18 protein-coding genes are annotated in these 17,021 nt (G+C 72.7%); 10 read left to right on the top strand and 8 right to left on the bottom strand.

Annotated elements, in window-relative coordinates:
- Window positions 1–43 precede the first annotated feature (43 nt).
- Window positions 44–811: an NPP1 family protein gene (locus Q5762_RS11685; protein ID WP_315891944.1), complete on the top strand. Its 768-nt coding sequence runs from the start codon at window positions 44–46 to the stop codon at window positions 809–811.
- Window positions 812–913: 102 nt separating this feature from the next.
- On the opposite strand, the gene Q5762_RS11680 is transcribed toward Q5762_RS11685, so the two are convergent.
- Together Q5762_RS11680 and Q5762_RS11675 are read right to left on the bottom strand one after the other, a co-directional pair.
- A complete protein-coding gene (locus Q5762_RS11680; protein WP_315891943.1) occupies window positions 914–1,132 on the bottom strand; it encodes a DUF6296 family protein in 219 nt (72 codons plus the stop codon).
- Window positions 1,133–1,210: 78 nt separating this feature from the next.
- Window positions 1,211–2,152 (bottom strand): oxidoreductase, encoded by a 942-nt coding sequence (locus Q5762_RS11675; protein ID WP_315891942.1) that lies wholly within the window; start codon window positions 2,150–2,152, stop codon window positions 1,211–1,213.
- 81 nt (window positions 2,153–2,233) lie between these two features.
- On the opposite strand from Q5762_RS11675, the gene Q5762_RS11670 reads away from it, so the two are divergent.
- Window positions 2,234–2,923, top strand: a complete 690-nt coding sequence (locus tag Q5762_RS11670; protein ID WP_315891941.1) for a TetR family transcriptional regulator — start codon at window positions 2,234–2,236, stop codon at window positions 2,921–2,923.
- Here Q5762_RS11670 and Q5762_RS11665 read toward each other — a convergent pair.
- Together Q5762_RS11665 and Q5762_RS11660 are read right to left on the bottom strand one after the other, a co-directional pair.
- Window positions 2,878–3,492 carry a TetR/AcrR family transcriptional regulator gene (locus Q5762_RS11665; protein ID WP_315891940.1) on the bottom strand — a complete coding sequence of 205 codons (615 nt, stop codon included), beginning with the start codon at window positions 3,490–3,492 and terminating at the stop codon, window positions 2,878–2,880. The genes Q5762_RS11670 and Q5762_RS11665 overlap by 46 nt on opposite strands.
- Window positions 3,493–3,582: 90 nt before the next feature.
- Entirely contained in the window at window positions 3,583–5,631 is a 2,049-nt protein-coding gene (locus Q5762_RS11660; RefSeq protein ID WP_315891939.1) for a discoidin domain-containing protein, read from the bottom strand.
- 272 nt (window positions 5,632–5,903) lie between these two features.
- Between Q5762_RS11660 and Q5762_RS11655 the strand changes: the two genes are divergently transcribed.
- From Q5762_RS11655 to Q5762_RS11635, 5 genes are all read left to right on the top strand, one after another.
- Window positions 5,904–7,127 (top strand): cytochrome P450, encoded by a 1,224-nt coding sequence (locus Q5762_RS11655; RefSeq protein WP_399494936.1) that lies wholly within the window; start codon window positions 5,904–5,906, stop codon window positions 7,125–7,127.
- A gap of 119 nt (window positions 7,128–7,246) precedes the next feature.
- The gene (locus tag Q5762_RS11650; protein ID WP_315891938.1) at window positions 7,247–7,855 is read left to right on the top strand and encodes a TOPRIM nucleotidyl transferase/hydrolase domain-containing protein; all 609 of its coding nucleotides are present in this window, start codon (window positions 7,247–7,249) and stop codon (window positions 7,853–7,855) included.
- A 72-nt stretch (window positions 7,856–7,927) separates the two neighbouring features.
- Window positions 7,928–9,040, top strand: coding sequence for a serine hydrolase domain-containing protein (locus Q5762_RS11645; RefSeq protein ID WP_315891937.1), 1,113 nt, complete (start codon window positions 7,928–7,930; stop codon window positions 9,038–9,040).
- Between the two features lie 219 nt (window positions 9,041–9,259).
- Window positions 9,260–9,982, top strand: a complete 723-nt coding sequence (locus Q5762_RS11640) for a VOC family protein (protein ID WP_315891936.1) — start codon at window positions 9,260–9,262, stop codon at window positions 9,980–9,982.
- 108 nt (window positions 9,983–10,090) lie between these two features.
- Entirely contained in the window at window positions 10,091–11,146 is a 1,056-nt protein-coding gene (locus Q5762_RS11635) for an NAD-dependent epimerase/dehydratase family protein (protein WP_315891935.1), read from the top strand.
- Here the strand turns inward: Q5762_RS11635 and Q5762_RS11630 are convergent.
- Window positions 11,121–12,233, bottom strand: coding sequence for a HAMP domain-containing sensor histidine kinase (locus Q5762_RS11630; protein ID WP_315891934.1), 1,113 nt, complete (start codon window positions 12,231–12,233; stop codon window positions 11,121–11,123). The two genes, Q5762_RS11635 and Q5762_RS11630, sit on opposite strands and share 26 nt — an antisense overlap.
- Window positions 12,234–12,235: 2 nt before the next feature.
- A complete protein-coding gene (locus tag Q5762_RS11625; protein ID WP_315891933.1) occupies window positions 12,236–13,096 on the bottom strand; it encodes a response regulator transcription factor in 861 nt (286 codons plus the stop codon).
- A gap of 115 nt (window positions 13,097–13,211) precedes the next feature.
- On the opposite strand from Q5762_RS11625, the gene Q5762_RS11620 reads away from it, so the two are divergent.
- From Q5762_RS11620 to Q5762_RS11610, 3 genes are read left to right on the top strand one after another with little or no spacing between them, the layout of a single operon-like run.
- Window positions 13,212–14,030 (top strand): glycosyltransferase family 2 protein, encoded by an 819-nt coding sequence (locus tag Q5762_RS11620; RefSeq protein WP_315891932.1) that lies wholly within the window; start codon window positions 13,212–13,214, stop codon window positions 14,028–14,030.
- On the top strand, window positions 14,027–14,698 hold the full coding sequence (locus Q5762_RS11615) for a DUF2064 domain-containing protein (protein ID WP_315891931.1): 672 nt from the start codon (window positions 14,027–14,029) through the stop codon (window positions 14,696–14,698). Before Q5762_RS11620 ends, Q5762_RS11615 begins: the two co-directional genes overlap by 4 nt.
- Window positions 14,695–15,495, top strand: coding sequence for a methyltransferase domain-containing protein (locus Q5762_RS11610; protein ID WP_315891930.1), 801 nt, complete (start codon window positions 14,695–14,697; stop codon window positions 15,493–15,495). Before Q5762_RS11615 ends, Q5762_RS11610 begins: the two co-directional genes overlap by 4 nt.
- On the opposite strand, the gene Q5762_RS11605 is transcribed toward Q5762_RS11610, so the two are convergent.
- Window positions 15,474–15,869, bottom strand: coding sequence for a hypothetical protein (locus Q5762_RS11605; RefSeq protein ID WP_315891929.1), 396 nt, complete (start codon window positions 15,867–15,869; stop codon window positions 15,474–15,476). The two genes, Q5762_RS11610 and Q5762_RS11605, sit on opposite strands and share 22 nt — an antisense overlap.
- A complete protein-coding gene (locus tag Q5762_RS11600; RefSeq protein ID WP_399494930.1) occupies window positions 15,869–17,011 on the bottom strand; it encodes a molybdopterin-dependent oxidoreductase in 1,143 nt (380 codons plus the stop codon). The genes Q5762_RS11605 and Q5762_RS11600 overlap by 1 nt, the downstream gene beginning before the upstream one ends.
- Window positions 17,012–17,021: the final 10 nt, after the last annotated feature.

The following is a 17,021-nucleotide window of genomic DNA, read 5'->3' as shown; positions in this document are numbered from 1 at the left end:
CCCATGTCGCACCCCCCCATGGCAGTCCCTCAGGAGGACACAGGTGAAGACGAGTTCGTGGATCCGACGGGTCACCGTCACCGTCGGCAGCAGCATCGCCCTGGTCGTCGCCATCCCGGGCAGCGCGTTCGCGGCGCCGCCCACGGCGCTGCCCGCCAACGCCGACTGGCTTGAGCAGACGTTCCAGCCCGCGTACGACTACGACACGGACGGTTGCTACTCCACGCCGGCGATCGGCCCCGACGGCACGATCAACGGCGGGCTCAACCCGTCCGGCGCCCTCAACGGCCAGTGCCGGGACTCCTGGGACCTCGACAACACCAACGGGTACGCGCGGGCGAAGTGCAACAACGGCTGGTGCGCGGTCCTCTACGGCCTGTACTTCGAGAAGGACCAGGCCGTCGTCGGCAGCAGCCTCGGCGGCCACCGCCACGACTGGGAGCACGTCGTCGTCTGGATCCAGAACAACGAGGCGAAGTACGTCTCCACCTCGGCGCACGGCAACTTCAACACCTACGGCCGCGACCAGATCCGCTGGGACGGGACCCACCCCAAGATCGTCTACCACAAGGACGGTCTGAGCACCCACGCCTTCCGGCCCGCCAACTCCAACGACGAGCCGCCGGAGAACCACGAGCGCCTGTGGCAGTTCCCGTCCCTGGTCGGCTGGAACGGCTACCCCGCGGGGCTGCGCGACAAGCTCAGCCAGGCGAACTTCGGCAGCGCCGTCTTCGGCCTCAAGGACGGCAACTTCGGCCCGCACCTCGCGAAGGCGAAGCCGGCCGGCATCCCGTTCGACCCGTACGCCTGAGCCCAGCCGCAGCCGCAGCACGTAGCCCGCAGGACGTAGCCCGTAGCTCGTAGCCCGCACGACGTCGCCCGCCGCGCCGAGAGCCGTAGAGGCCCGTACCGCTCATTCCAGCGGTACGGCGCGCGCGGGTACGTCGTGCCTCTGCTGCCCCCCGCTCGCGACCATGCGTACGTTGCCTTCCTCGTCGATCTCGGCCTGCACGATGCCCGTCTCGTCGGAGTACACGGGGTGTCCGCCGGCCCCCTTGCGGTCCGTCCGGGTGACCACGATGGAGTCACCCGACACCGGGAAGGTCAGCTCATAGCGTTCGGCATGGTGCATGCGCCCGTTTATACCGAGCCCTGACCCCGAACCGGACCCCCACCGGCCGACCGGGCCCGGACCCGCCCCGGAAACCGATCATTCGGACGCGCCGCCCCCGATGTCGTACCGCACGTCGGTCAGCCGTTCCGACACCTCCCATAGCCGGCCGCCCGTCCCGGTGTCCGTCGCCGCGGGGGAGATTCGCACGAGGGCCGGCCCGCCGCGCATCTCGCCAGGCCCGCCCGGCCCGTAGAACTGGCCGCCCTCGACGCCGGGGGCGGTCGCCGCGTAGAGCTGCGGCAGCGCACCGCGCTCCGCGGTCTGGGCGAGCGGCTTGAGCAGCCGGCCGAACAGCACGCGCACCAGGGGGACCGGCGTCGCCGCCGGAAGGTTGGTGGCCGCGTACCCGGGATGGGCGAGGACACTGCGGACCGGGCTGCCGACCGCCCTGAGCCGCCGGTGCAGTTCGTGCCCGAAGACGGCGTTGGCCAGCTTGGACTGGTCGTAGAAGGGCATGGGCGCGTAACCCCGCTCGCCGTGGAGGTCGTCGAACCGTAGGCGGCCCTTGCGGTGCTTGAGCGAACTCACCGTCACCACGCGCGGGTCGTCCCCGGCCGCCAGCCGGTCGAGCAGCAGCCCGGTCAGCGCGAAGTGGCCGAGATGGTTGGCGGCGAACTGCAGTTCGTGGCCCTGTGCGCTCAGGGTCCACGGCGGCGCCATCACGCCGGCGTTGTTGACCAGCACGTCCAGCCGCGCGTGCTCCGCACGCAGCCCGTCGGCGAACGCGCGCACCGAGTCGAGGTCGGCCAGGTCCAGCCGGCGCACGTCGAGCCGGGCCCCCGGATGCTCGGCGGTGATCTGCTCCACCGCCCGGCGGCCCTTGGTCTCGTCGCGCACCGCCAGGATCACCTGCCCGCCCCGGCGGGCGACCGCCCGCGTGGTCGCCAGGCCCAGGCCGCTGTTGGCGCCCGTGACGACGTACACACGTCCGGTCTGGTCGGGGATGTGCTCGGCGGTCCACTGCTGAGTCTCCGTCATACGGCACAGGTTGCCGCGTGTGGCACTAAGTGTCAATGCGCGCCTGAGTGTCATGGAGGGCATGAGGTGTACGCTGGCCTCGTGACTACGCGCCCCGAACTGACCCTGGCCCAGCGCAAACGGCAGCTCGTTTCGGACGAGTTGACCGAGGCGGCGCTGCAACTCTTCGCGGTGAAGGGCTTCGACGCGGTCACCGTCGACGAGATCGTCGCCGCCGCGGGCGTGTCCAAGCGGACGTTCTTCCGCTACTTCGCGTCCAAGGAGGACGTCGTCGTCCAGTTCCTGGCCGACATGGGCACCGGCATCCGCGCCGAACTGGCCGCCCGCCCCGCCGAAGAGCCGCCCTCGGTGGCGCTGCGCCACGCCATGGCGGTCCCCATCGACGCCTGCACCGACCACCCGGACCACACCGAGCGGGCCCTGCGCGTCGTGCGGCTGATCCTCGGCACCCCTGCCCTGCACGCCCGCTTCCTGGAGCGCCGGCTGCGGTGGAGCGACGACCTCGCGGCGGAACTGACAGACCGTCTGGGGCTGACACACCGTCCGGGCCTGTCCCCCGGCGGTAGGCCCGACGGCGCCGCCGACCTGTACCCGCGGCTCGCCGCCGGGGTGGCGCTCACCGCGTTCGACGTCACGCTCCAGCAGTGGAGCGCGGGAGACGGCACCGACGACCCCGCCGAACTGATGGAGCGCGCCTTCGCCGTCCTCGCCCCGGCACTCGACGGTCAGACGGCGCCGCCGCCCCCGTCCCCGACGAGCGCGGCGACCTGATCGGAGACCAGGTCGAGGAGCGCGCCTGACGACTCCTCGGCGTGGCCCACGACCAGCAGGTTCAGGGTCAGGCCGTCCGTGACCGCCGCCAGATAGCGGGCCAGGACCGGCACGGGGACCCGGAGTTCGAGCATCATGCCGGCGTCGAGCTCCTCGATCAGCTCGCGGTAGATATCGGCGTACCGCTCGTGCTGACGGCGGGCCAGCGGCTCGAACCCCGGGGTGCGCAGCGCGTACTGGGTGAGTTCGTACGTCAGCATGTGCTCGCCCGGATGGGCCCGCACATGCTCCCAGTACGCCCCGAAACCCGCCCGGATGGTCTCCCGGAACGTCTCGCGGGGCCGCAGCGCCTTCTTCACCGTCCCCACATAGTGGTCGGTGATCGCCGTGATCACGGACTCGAGCAGGGCCTGCTTGGAGTCGAAGCAGTAGTGGAAGACGCTCAACGACACGCCCGCCTCCGCGGCGATCGACCGGGTCGTCGTCCTCGGCACGCCGTCCCGGGTCATCGCCCTGATCGCGGCCTCGGTCAACTGCCGGCGCCGTTCGACGAGCGGCATACGGGACATGGGGTGGTTCCCTTCTCGTACGGAACGGGGGTGGGGCGACCGGACCGGCCGCCCCACCCCGTCCATGGATCCTGGATCTCCTGATCTCCGTCAGCCGCTGTAGACGCCGACCTCGCGGAGCGAGTACCCCCACTCCGTGCCGCGCTGATCACCGTGGATGCGGACGTACCGCGCGGTCGTACCGGAGAACTGGACGGTGTCCAGGCCGCCGTCACCGCTCGTGGTCGACCAGGCGGTACGCCAGTTCGTGCCGTCGTCGGAGAGCTCGACGCGGTACGCCTTTCCGTACGCCCGCTCCCAGTCGAGCGTGATCCGCTTGACCAGCTGCGGCTGGCCGAGGTCGAGGCGGAGCCACTGCCCGTCCTTCCACTCGCTCGCCCACCGGGTGCCCAGGTCACCGTCGACGGCCCGGCCGGGGGCGAAGTCGGTGAAGGGGTTCCACCACTCGGTGGTGGACGCCGAGGCCGGGGCGCCCGAGGCGAGGTTCACCCCGGCCCGGTGGCGCTCGGAGGCGCCCCAGGTGTCGAGGTACGACTCCGCGCCCCGGAACATGTCGTCGACCACGCCTTGTCCGCCGACCTTCCGGATGTCCTCGATCCAGTCCGGCACCAGGCCGTTGTGCGAGGCGCCGTCGGTGTTGAGGTCCCAGGTCCGCTGCCCGGTGGTCTGCCGGTCGATGACGGAGCCGCCGTCGGTGCTGCGGAACGGGTACGTCACGGCGTTCGGGGCGTCCGCGCCGCGCGGGCCCGGCCAGCCGCCGACGCCGTTCATGTCGGTGCCGTAGCCGTAGCCCACGTCGTACTTCTCACGCAGGGCGTCGGTCCGCTTCGCCCCCGCGCTGAAGGCCTCGGAGCCGTTCATGTACTGGGTGATGAAGCCGCCGAGACCGTAGACCCGCTCGGTCCAGTTCGGGTCCATCCAGCTGTGCGAGGAGATGACGCCCGGGTACGACGCCGACTCCATGATGTCCAGCGCCCGGCTCGTGGCCTTGACGCTCATGTGGTCGACCTCCAGCATCATCTTGCGTTGCATCATGCCGCGCACCGCGTACTCGCCGAGTTCGGTCAGGCCCCGTTTGTTGCACCGCGCGTCGGACGCGTAGGACGGCACCGTCACGCCCGCCGGGAGCCGCTGCTCCGCCTGCGGCGATGCCGCGAGTCCGATCGGGTTGTCGTGCTGCGGGCCGGTGCACTTCTCGGTCTGCCAGAAGGTGCCGGTCGACAGGAACTGGCCGACGTTGATCGCCGTGCCCAGCGCGCCCTGGTCGAACCGGACCCCGCACAGGGCGTTGTCGAGCTTGTGGCAGAGGAACATGCTGCGCACGCCCAGCTGGTGCAGTTCGTCGAGTCCGCGGTCGATGTCGGCCCGGGAGCACTGCGCCACGTCGAGGATCTGCTTGCAGCCGAAGGGCTCGGAGGTCTCCACACCGAGGACGACCGCCAGCTTGCCCTGCTCGACGACCTTGCGGGCCTGCTCGGAGTCGGTGACGATCCGGAACCAGCCCTTGCCCGGGCCGCCGAACAACGTGTCGACGTAGTCCTGCATCTCGTACGTCTTACGGGCCTGCAGCCGGATCGAGGTCATCTCGTCGCAGCTGCGGTCCTTGAAGAAGTAGACCGAGCAGATCACGCCGTTGGTGACCAGGTCGTTGACGAGTACCCGCTGACCGCCGCGCCAGGCCCGCTCCACCCAGGCGTAGTAGTTCTGCTGGTGGGTGAGCGAGTCATTGGCCGGCCAGTCCTTGAACGTCGGCCAGCCGTCCGGGTCGTGCTTGCCGTCGCCGCCCTTGGTGATCATGTCGAAGATCGCGAGCGAGCCGTCGGGGTAGTGCTCGGGGCAGTCCTTGAGCGCGTCGGCCGCGCCCTTCTCCGAGAAGGTCTGCCCGCAGATGAGGCGCCCGCCGAACGCCTCGTTGGACATCAGGTGGTTGTGCGCGTCGACGAACCCACGCACCTCGCCCTTGGCGTTCGTGCCCTTGAACGGCTCGCCCGTGACGTTGATCTGGGAGTCGGGCGCGGGGCGGGCGACCGGGTTCCACCAGGAGGTGTCGGCGGCCGAACCGGGCGCGGGGCCGAGCAGCAGGGCGACGGTGGCGAGCAGCAGCGCCAGCACGGCGAGCGGCCCGCGCCTGCCGGACATACGGCTGTGCGTGGGGGGTCTCATGGACATCACTCACGTCTTCGGTCGAGGGTGCCGAGGGATTGCCATATGGGATTGTCATGTTCCGCACGAAAGGCGTGGTCGAGGATCCCGACTGCTGTGAGCGGAGTCAAGAGTCCGGGACGGATGACCTGATGGACCGGCAGCCACGGAAACCGGCCACGCGTCCACATCCTGATCTTCCGTCAGCAACGCACGGCCTCCACCCTGGAAGGAGCTCGCGCCCTGTCGACCTCCTCGAAAGGACCTCCGTGATCCGGCCCGACCCCCCGATCGTGCTCGACCCCACCGGCGCCGACCACCACGCCGAACACCGGCTGCTGCGCGCGCACGGCGCCGCCGCGCCGGTGGACGTTCTCGGCGTGCGGGCGTGGTCGATCACCGACCCGCTGCTGCTCAAGAAGCTCCTGACGGGCCCGGACGTGTCCAAGGACGGCCGCCGCCACTGGCCGGAGTTCGACAAGGCGGTACCCGAGTGGCCGCTCGCGCTGTGGGTCGCGGTGACCAACATGTTCACCGCCTACGGCGCCGACCACGCGCGGCTGCGCCGGCTGGTCGCCCCCGCGTTCAGCGCCCGCCGCGTCGCCGCGCTGCGCCCCGTCGTCGAGGCCCTGGTGACCGGGCTCCTCGACGACCTGGCGGCCGAGCCGCGCGGCGCGGTGGTCGATCTGCGCGAGCGGCTCGCGTACCCGCTGCCGATCGCTCTCATCGGCCACATGACGGGCGTCCCCGAGGCCCGGCGCGCCGGCTTCCGCTCGCTTGTGGACGGGGTCTTCGACACAACGCTCACCTCGGAGGAGGCGACGGCCAACGCCGTACGTCTCTACGGTCTCCTGGACGACCTGATCGCCGCCAAACGTGCCGAGCCGGGCGACGACATGACGTCCCTCCTCATCGCCACGCGCGACGAGGACGGCTCCACGCTGAGCGAGACCGAACTGCGCGACACGCTCCTGCTGGTGATCAGCGCCGGCTACGAGACGACCGTGAACGTCATCGACCAGGCGGTCACCTCACTCCTGACCCACCCCGACCAGCTCGCCCACCTTCGCGCGGGCCGCGCCGGCTGGCACGACGTCGTGGAGGAGACCCTCCGCCACGAGCCCGCCGTCAAGCACCTCCCGCTCCGCTACGCCATCACGGACATCCCGCTCCCCGACGGCCGGACCATCGCCCGGGGCGACGCGATCCTCGCCTCGTACGCGGCGGCCAACCGGCACCCCGACTGGCACGGCCCGACCGCCGACACCTTCGACATCACCCGCCCCACCAAGGACCACTTGGCCTTCGGCCACGGCATCCACTTCTGCCTGGGCGCCCCGCTGGCCCGCCTGGAGGTCGCCACGGCCCTGGACCACCTCTTCACCCGCTTCCCCGACGTGGAGCTCGCCGTCCCCCCACAGGCCCTCCACCCCCTCCCGTCCCTGATCAGCAACGGCCACCAGTCCCTCCCGGTACGCCTGCACCGGCCGTAGACCCGCCGTCCAGCTCGGGGCGACCGGGGCGACCGGGGCGCCCTGGTTCCGCGTGCGGACGGTCGGTGTCGGTGGATAATCCCGTGCCGTCGTGGTGGTGGGCGGGGGAGACTCGGGGCGTGATCGAGATGCTGGCGTTTCGGGATGCCGTTTCTGGGTGGGCGAGTGGGGGTTGTGGTGGGGCGGCGCGGGAGTTGGCCGGGGCAGCCGGGGTGCGGGTGGCGGTGTTGCTCGAAGGGCTGAGCGATCTCGCGGCCGTCGAGACGCTGGCCGAACGGCGGGGGCGGGACCTCGCCGCCGAGGGCGTGTGCGTGGTGTCGATGGGCGGGGCGATGAGCGTCGGCCGGTACGCCGGACTCCTCGGGCCGTCCGGCCTCGGCCTGCGCCTGGTGGGACTCTGCGACGTGCAGGAGCGGCCCTTCTACGACCGCGCCCTTGAGGGGGCGGACGCGCCCCTGTTCGTGTGCGCGGCCGACCTTGAGGACGAACTCATCCGCGCGCTCGGCACCGCCAAGGTCGAGGAGGTCGTCGCCGCCGAGGGCGACCTCCGTCCCTGGCAGACCTTCCTGCACCAGCCCGCCCAGCACGGCCGCCCCCGCGAGCAGCAGGTGCGGCGCTTCCTCGGTACGAAGAAGGGCCGCAAGATCCGCTACGGCCGCCTCCTCGTCGAGGCCCTCGATTCCGCCTCCGTACCGGCGCCCCTCGACGACCTCTTCGCGAGCCTCTGAGCACCTGAACCGGGGCACCGCGACCCCATATTCGGTTGACAACACCGTCGGCAGAAGAGCTGAATGCCGGGTATGGCCGACATTCATGGTGATTGCGACATCCTCTTCTCGGCGGTACCCGAAAAACTCGCCGCGCTGCTCGACGGCGGTGACGCGGGCGGCTCGGTGGCCGTCTTCGTGGACGGTGAACCCGTGGTCGACGTCTGGGGCGGATTCACCGACGCCGAACGGACCACGCCGTGGGGGCGGGACACGATCACGAACGTCTGGTCCGTCACCAAGACGATGACAGCCCTCTGCGCGCTGATCCTGGCCGACCGCGACACGCTCGACCTCGACGCACCGGTCGCCCGCTACTGGCCCGAGTTCGCCGCAGCCGGCAAGGAGAAGGTGCTCGTCCGCCACCTGCTCTCACACACCGCGGGCCTGCCCGAGTGGGACGTACCGGTGACACTCGACGACTTCTGCGACTGGCCGTCCATCACCGCGTTGCTCGCCGCGCAGCCCCCGCGTTGGGAGCCGGGGGCGGACGGCGGATACCACTCGCTCACCCAGGGATTCCTCGTCGGCGAGGTCGTGCGCCGGATCACCGGCCGCACCGTCGGGGAGTTCTTCGCCGCAGAGGTGGCCGGGCCGCTGGGCGCGGACTTCCACATCGGGCTGTCCGCCGAGCACGACGACCGGGTCGCGCGCGTGGTCCCGCCGCCCGGGAAGGACGAGGACTACGCCGCGAGCGCGCCGGGGCCCGACGCGATGCCCGCCTCCGGGACCGGCATCCGCGTCCGGGACGGCAACAGCGTGGCGTGGCGCCGCGCGCAGATCCCCGCGGCGAGCGGGTTCGGCAACGCCCGCTCGGTCGCCCTCGTCCAGTCGGTGATGGCCTGCGGGGGGACCCTGAAGGGCGTACGCCTGCTGTCGGAGGCGGGCACCGGGCGCGCCCGGGAAGGGCAGTTCGAGGGCGAGGACCGTGTCCTGGGCATGCCGATGCACTGGGGCCTCGGATACGGCCTCTTCGGCACCACCTACGGCTGGGGCGGCTGGGGCGGCTCCCTGGTCATGATCGACCCCGACGCCCGCATGGCGGTGGCGTACGTGACGAACCAGATGCGCGAACCCGCGGAGGAGACCCGGGGCCTCGACGTCGTGATGTCCGCGTACGAGGGCCTCCAGGGCCTGCACTCCTGACGGCGCCGGCCGAGCGACCCGAGGGCTCCGAGCCGTCGAGGGGGGAGGGTCTGCGCGAGGGCCGTGACCCGCGCGTTCGAGCGCGGCGCCGTTAATCAGTTGACCGGCGCCGCGCCGAACGGTCAGGCTCCAGCCCGAACTGGATGAAGCCTGCTTGCCGGTGGACCGCCACTCCCGATCCATAGGGGAGCGGCGCACCGGCGGAACGGAGACCGAGGGATGACGTCCCGCCTCCACGCCCTCTGCCTCGACGCGCACGACCCGACCCGCCTCGCCGCGTTCTGGTCCGGGCTCCTCGGCTGGCAGACGACCGACGACGCGGACGACGGCATCGTCCTCCTGCCGAGCGACGACACCGGCTTCCGGCTCCGCTTCCTCCCGAGGGACGAGAAGAAGTCGGTCCAGAACCCGATGCACTTCGACCTGACGAGCACCTCCCTCGACGACCAGCAGGACGTCGTGGCGAAGGCACTGGCCCTCGGCGCCCGGCACATCGACATCGGCCAGACCCCCGAGGAAGGCCACGTGGTCCTCGCGGACCCCGAGGGCAACGAGTTCTGCGTCATCGAGCCCGGCAACGCCTTCCTCGCCGACTGCGGGTTCATCGGAGCGCTCGCCTGCGACGGTTCGCAGGAGGTCGGCTACTTCTGGAGCAAGGCGCTGGGCTGGCCACTGGTCTGGGACCAGGACCAGGAGACGGCGATCCGCTCGCCGCACGGCGGCCCGAAGGTCACCTGGGGCGGGCCGCCGCTGATGCCGAGGGCGGGCAGGGACCGGCTGCGGTTCGACCTCGCGCCCCCCGCAGGCGGCGACCAGCAGGCCGAGGTCGACCGGCTCGTCACCCTCGGAGCCACCCGCCTCGACACGGGCCAGGTCCACACCGGCCCGGTGGCGATGGCCGATCCCGACGGCCAGGAGTTCCGCGTCCTGCCGCCCCGCTGAGACCCCGCGCCGCGCCACCGCGTGCCGGCCGCCCTGAAACCTTACGAAACCCGGACGGCCGCACGCAGCCACCCGCCGGAGCCCCCGCCGATCCGTACCGTGACCTTCATGCGCGTACTTGTCACCGGCGGCGCCGGGTTCATCGGGTCCCACATCGTCGACGCCCTCGCCGCCCGGGGCCACCACCCCGTCGTCCTCGACGCCCTTCTCCCGACCGCCCACCAGGGCCCGCCGCCGTCCCCGCCCGCCCAGGCGGAGTGGCTGCACGGGGACGTGCGGGACCGGGAGACCGTCGCGCGCGCCCTCGACGGCGTCGACGCCGTCTGCCACCAGGCCGCCATGGTCGGCCTCGGCAAGGACTTCGCCGACGCCCCCGACTACGTGACCCACAACGACCTCGGCACCGCCGTCCTCCTCGCCGCCATGGCCGAGGCCGGCATCGGCCGGCTCGTCCTCGCCGGCTCCATGGTCGTCTACGGCGAGGGCCGCTACGACTGCCCCGCCCACGGCCCCGTCCGCCCCGGCCCGCGCGCCGAACACGACCTCGCGGCAGGCCGGTTCGAACCCCGCTGCCCCGACTGCGGCGCCGACCTCGCGCCCGGCCTCGTCGGCGAGGACGCCCCCGCCGACCCGCGCAACGTGTACGCCACCACCAAACTCGCCCAGGAACACCTCGCCGCCGCCTGGGCCCGCACCACCGGCGGCCGCGCCATCTCCCTGCGGTACCACAACGTCTACGGGCCCCGGATGCCCCGCGACACCCCCTACGCCGGCGTCGCCTCCCTCTTCCGCTCCGCCCTCGCCCGCGGCGAAGCCCCCCGCGTCTTCGAGGACGGCGGCCAGCGCCGCGACTTCGTCCACGTACGGGACGTGGCCGCCGCGAACGCCCTGGCCCTGGACGCCCTCGACGAGCGGGCCCCCGCGACCCTCACCCCGTACAACACCGGCAGCGGGGACCCGCACACCGTCGGCGAGATGGCGACCGCGCTCGCCGCCGCCCACGGCGGACCGGCCCCGGTGGTGACGGGGGAGTACCGGCTCGGCGACGTACGCCACATCACCGCCGACTCCGCGCGCCTCCGCACCGACCTGAGCTGGAAGCCCGAGGTCGGCTTCGCCGAGGGGATGGCCGAGTTCGCTACGAGCGGGCTGCGGGGAGCGTGACCTCGAAGCGGCAGCCGCCGTCCACGTTACGGACGTCGGCGCGGCCCATGTGCGCCTCCACGATGCCCTGGACGATCGCCAGACCGAGCCCCGCGCCGCCGGGCGGGGTACGGGCCTCCGTACCCCGCCAGCCCGTGTCGAAGACCCGCGGCAGCGCGTCCTCGGGGATGCCGCCGCAGCCGTCCGTGACCGACAGGACCACGGACTCGGCCCGGCGCTCGGCCGCGACGGCGACGGTGCCGTCGGCGGGCGTGTGACGGATGGCGTTCACCAGGAGGTTCGCCAGGACCCGGCTCATCTCCCGGCCGTCGACCTCCACCGGCACCGCCGCGACCCGGTCGCCCACCAGCCGTACCCCCTGCTCGCGCGCCAGCGGCACCGCGCCCGCAAGCGCGTCGCCCACGAGGTCGTCCACCGAGAGCCGCATCGGGCTCAGCGTCAGCGCGCCCGCGTGGATCCGGGAGAGCTCGAACAGATCGCCCACCATGCTGTTGAGCCGGTCCACCTCGGTCCGGATCTGGCGGTGATAGCGCGCCGGATCGGCGACCACACCGTCCTCCAGAGCCTCGGACATGGCCCGCAGACCGGCCAGCGGGGTCCGCAGATCGTGCGAGATCCAGGCGACCAGCTCCCGGCGCGACGTCTCCAGCGCACGCTCCCGCTCCCGGGACGCGGTCAGCCGCTCACTGGTCGCCGACAACTCCCGGCTCAGCGTGGTCAGTTCGGCAGGAGCGGGCGCGCCGGGCGCGGTGAACACCCCGCCCTCGCCGAAATCCCGTGCCGCCACGGCGAGTTCCCGCGCGCTGACGACGACATGGCGGCCCAGCAGCAGCGCCGTGCCCAGCGAGGCGACGGCGGCCATGGCGACGACCGTGGTCACCACGGACAGGTCGTGCGGCGACAGGAACATCGCCCAGGCCACCGCGAGCGTCCCCGCGAGCATCGCCGTCACGGCGACGCTCGCGACGACGGCGAGCGACACCGCCACCGAACGCCGCCGCACCATCCGCAGCAGCGCGGCACCCAGCAGACCGGCCGCCGCCGCGCCGAGGAAGGCGTAGAGAGCGATGAGGAGTATGTCGCGCACGGTCAGCCCTCCGTCGTGGTGGTCGCGTCGGAACCGTCGTCCGGAGGACCGGCCGGGCCGGAGTCCGGCTCGTCGGAGGCACCGTCGGCGCGCCCATCGGCGGGCGTAGCTGCGGGCCGGTGGTCGTCGCTCGCCTCGCCGTCCTCCGGGCGTCGCCCGTCCGCCTCGAAGCGGTAGCCGACGCCCCACACGGTCTGGATCAGCAGCGGACGGGCCGCGTCCTCCTCGATCTTGCCGCGCAGCCGGCGGACATGGACCGTGACCGTCGACAGATCGCCGAAGTCCCAGCCCCACACCTCCCGCATCAGCCGCTCGCGGTCGCAGACCTGGCCCGGATGCTGCACGAAGTAGCTCAGGAGGTCGAACTCGCGCAGGGTCAGCGCCAGTTCCCGGCCGTTCTTCGTCGCACGGCGGGCCGCCGCGTCGACCTCCAGACCGCCCACCCGAAGCAGCGACCCCGGCCGCGGGGCCAGGGTGTGGCGGCGGAGCACGGCCTCCACCCGCAGGACCAGTTCACGCGGGCTGAACGGCTTGGTCACGTAGTCGTCGGCGCCGATCTCAAGCCCGAGGATGCGGTCCTCCTCGTCGCTGCGCGCCGTCAGCATGATCACCGGCACGGGGCCGCGCTTGCGCAACTCCCGGCAGACCTCCAGGCCGTCCATCCCCGGCAGCATCAGGTCGAGGACCACCAGATCCGGCCACCGCGCGGCGGCGGCTGCCAGCGCGGACGGCCCGTCGGCCACCTGGTCCACGGTGAACCCGGCGCGTTCCAGATAGCCGGTGACCACTTCGGCGACGGTCGGATCGTCGTCCACGACCAGGATGTGCGGCGGTGTCCGCGTGGGCTGTTCAGGCTGCTGCATGGGGATCAGCCTCGCACCGGTCGGGCGACGCGGTCTCGTCCGGGGTGGGGCAAGGGGGCGATGTCCGCGTTTCGTAAGGTTCACACATCCCTTTTGTCCGTTCCGGATTCGTACGGTGAAGTCCGTGACCGACTCGCCTTCCGCGACCACGTACGCGGTGAACGTTGTCCTGCCCTGCCTCGACGAGGCAGGGGCCCTGCCCTGGGTCCTGGAGAGGGTGCCGCCCGGCTGGCGGGCGATCGTCGTCGACAACGGGTCGACCGACGGCTCCCCGGCCATCGCCCGCGCCCTCGGCGCGACCGTCGTCCAGGAGCCGCGCCGCGGCTTCGGGGCGGCCTGCCACGCGGGTCTGCTGGCCGCCGACGCGGACATCGTCTGCTTCTGCGACTGCGACGGCTCGCTCGACCCCGGTCTTCTCGTGCCGTTCGTCGAGCGGGTGGCGGCGGGCGAGGCCGACCTCGTCCTCGGCCGCCGGCGCCCCCAGACGCGCGACGCCTGGCCCGCCCACGCCCGGGCCGGCAACCTCGCCCTCTCCCGGATGCTGCGCCGCCGCACCGGACTCCGCCTGCACGACCTCGGCCCGATGCGGGCCGCGCGCCGCGAGGCGCTGCTCGACCTCGACCTCACCGACCGCCGCAGCGGCTACCCCCTCCAAATGGTGGTTCGCGCCGCCGACGCGGGCTGGCGCGTGGAGGAGAGGGACGTCCCGTACCTGTCCCGTACGGGAAAGTCCAAGGTCACCGGCACCTGGCGGGGGACCTGGAACGCGGTACGCGACATGCGCAAGGTCCTGCGCGAGGCGCCGCAGTCCCAGCCCCGGCCCCAGGCCCGGCGCCAGCCCTCCCAGTCCCAATCCCAGCCCCAGCCCCAATCCCCGTCCGAGGCCCCGACCCCGATGGCCACCGCGAACGCACCCCTGGAGGCGAACCGGTGACCACCCTCCTCGTCATCGCCAAGGAACCCGTACCCGGCCGGGTCAAGACCCGGCTCACCCCGCCCTTCAGCCCCCGACAGGCCGCCCGGCTCGCCGAGGCCGCCCTCGCCGACACTCTGGCCACGGCGCTCGACACGCCCGCCGACCGCCATGTCCTCGCCCTCGAAGGCACACCCGGCGACTGGCTCCCGTACGGCTTCGAGGTCGTCGCCCAGAGCCCCGGCGGCCTGGACGAACGACTCGCCGCCGCCTTCGCCGGCTGTACGGGTCCCACCCTGCTGATCGGCATGGACACCCCGCAGGTGACCCCCGAGCTCCTCGGCGCCGGACTCGACTTCACCGCCTGCGACGCATGGTTCGGACCGGCGGAGGACGGCGGCTTCTGGGCGCTGGGCCTCGCCGCCCCCGACCCCGCGCTGCTGCGCGGGGTGCCCATGTCGGTACCGGAGACCGGCGCGGTCCAGCGTGCGCGGCTCGTCGCCGCCGGCCTCCGTGTACGCGACCTGCCGCCGCTCCGGGACGTCGACACGGCCGCCGACGCCCGCGCGGTCGCCGAGAAGGCCCCCCGCAGCCGCTTCGCCGCCCGCCACCAGGAGATGACCGAGATCGGCATCGGGACCGGGACCGGGATCGGAATCGGGACCGGGACCGGGATCGGAATCGGATGAGCGCGCTGGAGTCGGAGACGCAGGAACTCCACGTCAGGAGGGCGCCGGGGGAGCCCCGCCGCCCGCTGGACCCGCCGACCGGGCCGGGGCGCGTCGAGCGCCGCCTACGGGCGGCCCCGGAACCACCCGTCACCGAGCACGCGCAGACCCCCGTACCCCGTCACCCCTGGCGCGCCGATCCCTGGAGCGACGCCCTCCGCACCGGGCAGGGGCCGCTCTTCCTCCGGCGGGCCGACGGCTGGCTCCTGCCCCTGGAGGTCGAACGCTGGTGCGCGGAGGCCGACCCGGCGGACGCCACCGTGCTCGACCGCTGCGAGGGCCCCGTCCTCGACATCGGCTGCGGACCGGGGCGCCTCGTGCACGCGCTCGCCGCCGCCGGCCGGCCCGTCCTTGGCATCGACCTGTGCCCGGAGGCGGTCGACCGTACGGTGTCCGGCGGCGGATCCGCCCTGTGCCGGTCGGTCTTCGACCCGCTGCCCAGCGAGGGCCGTTGGGGCACGGTCCTCCTGATGGACGGCAACATCGGCATCGGCGGCGACCCCGGCAGCCTCCTCGGACGCGCCGCCGCCTTGGTGGCGCCCGGCGGACAGGCCCTCGTGGAGACCGCGGGACCCGACGTCGACGAGCGGATCGAGGTCCGGGTCGTCGACGGCCGCGGCGCGCGCGGCGCCGACTTCCCCTGGGCGCGCGTCGGCGCCCGGGCCCTGCCCGCGTACGCCGACGCCACCGGGTGGTGGGTTGAGCGCCGCTGGCGGGCCCGGGGCCGCAGCTTCCTTCAGCTGCGGCGCCGCAGCTGAGCCAGCCGCCGTACGCCGAGCACCGCGCCCGTACCGAGGGCCACCACCCCCATCAGGACCAGCCAGTTGCGGACGTAGTCCAGGGGAAGGGCCGTCGGGTTGGGCGCGGTGCCGGGCCGCAGCATCAACGGCAGCGCGATCAGCGTCAGGGAACCCGCGACGATCAGTCCGGCGCGCACCGTGCCGCGCGCCGGCAGGGCGGCGAGCAGCAGGCCCAGGCCGAGGACGAGCGGCGCGATCAGCCCGTCGTGCAGCACGATCGCGCCGACCAGCCAGAGCACGACCTCCCAGACGGTCCCCGTGCGCACCACGAGTACGGCGCCGAGCCCCATCATCGCGACCGCCAACGCGCCCAGCACATAACGGCCCACCATCACAGCGCCTCCAGTCCGGCGACCCACTTGGTCTGCCACACGCCCGGCCGGTTCGGCGCGATGATCCGGGCCGGGAAACCGTGGTCCAGGGACAGCTCCTGCCCGTTGAGCCGCAGTGCCAGCAGCGTCAGCGGATCCTCCGAGTACTCCGAGCCCATCTCCATGACCCGGTACGCGCCCCGGCGCTCCAGGGACACCACCCGTACCCGGGAACTCGCCGGCGCTCCCGCCCGCTCCAGCAGATCCCTTATCCGTACGCCGGTCCAGCCGGCCTCCACGCTCCACCCCTCCACACAGGCGATCGGCAGCCGCACCTCGACCTGCGGCATGGCGTGCAGGTCGGCCAGGCTCAGCGTGTACGGCCGGGGACCGGCCACCGTCAGCCGCCAGTCGCGCGCCGCCGCCGCGCTCACCCCGGCGGCGAAGGCCGTACGGTTGATCGGCAGCCCCTGCGTGCCACGGTCCGGGTGGCGTGGCGCGAGCAGGTCCAGCCGCTTCAGCGGCGTGAACGACTGGCCGACCGTCGTCAGCGTCACCGCCGTGACACCCACCGCGACACCGGTCAGGAGGGACCGGCGGTCCGGTCCGTCCTCGGCGGGAAGCTCCAGCGTGCCGGGGGACCGACGTCCCCAATGGGACCTGATCTCGGGCCACTTGACGACGATGTGCAGCAGCAGGGCGCCCGCGAGCAACCAGGCCACGGCGAAGTGCACGGGGACGAAGGAGAACGGCCACGGGTACCACTCGACGATGTTCAGCAACCCGGTGAACAGCTGGAACACCCCGGCCGCGACCAGGACGGCCACCGAGAGCCGCTCAAGCGCGTGCCGTACGGACCGCACCGCGGGCCAGACGAACAGCCTCGGATACACGGCCCACAACTTCGCCATCAGCAGCGGGATGGCCGCGAGGCCGCTCGCCACGTGCAGCCCCTGGCTGAAGCGGTACCCCCAGGTCGGCCGGCTCGGCAGCACGTCGGCGAGCCAGTCCGGCGGTCGCTGGAGATAGTGGCTGGTGACGCCGGTGACGAAGCAGATGGCCATGGCGAGCCCGAGCCAACGGCCGATCGAGGTGGCCGTCCTCGCGTCGTGGAGGCGGGCGCGGAACGTGGGCAGCGGTGGGGGCGGGATGCGCGGTTTCATGCGCTCCATC

Origin of the sequence: Streptomyces sp. P9(2023), from assembly GCF_032436795.1 — a bacterium.
Taxonomy (GTDB): Bacteria; Actinomycetota; Actinomycetes; order Streptomycetales; family Streptomycetaceae; genus Streptomyces.
Note: the sequence above shows the minus strand (reverse complement) of the source record. Positions and strands in the feature narration are given on the sequence as shown.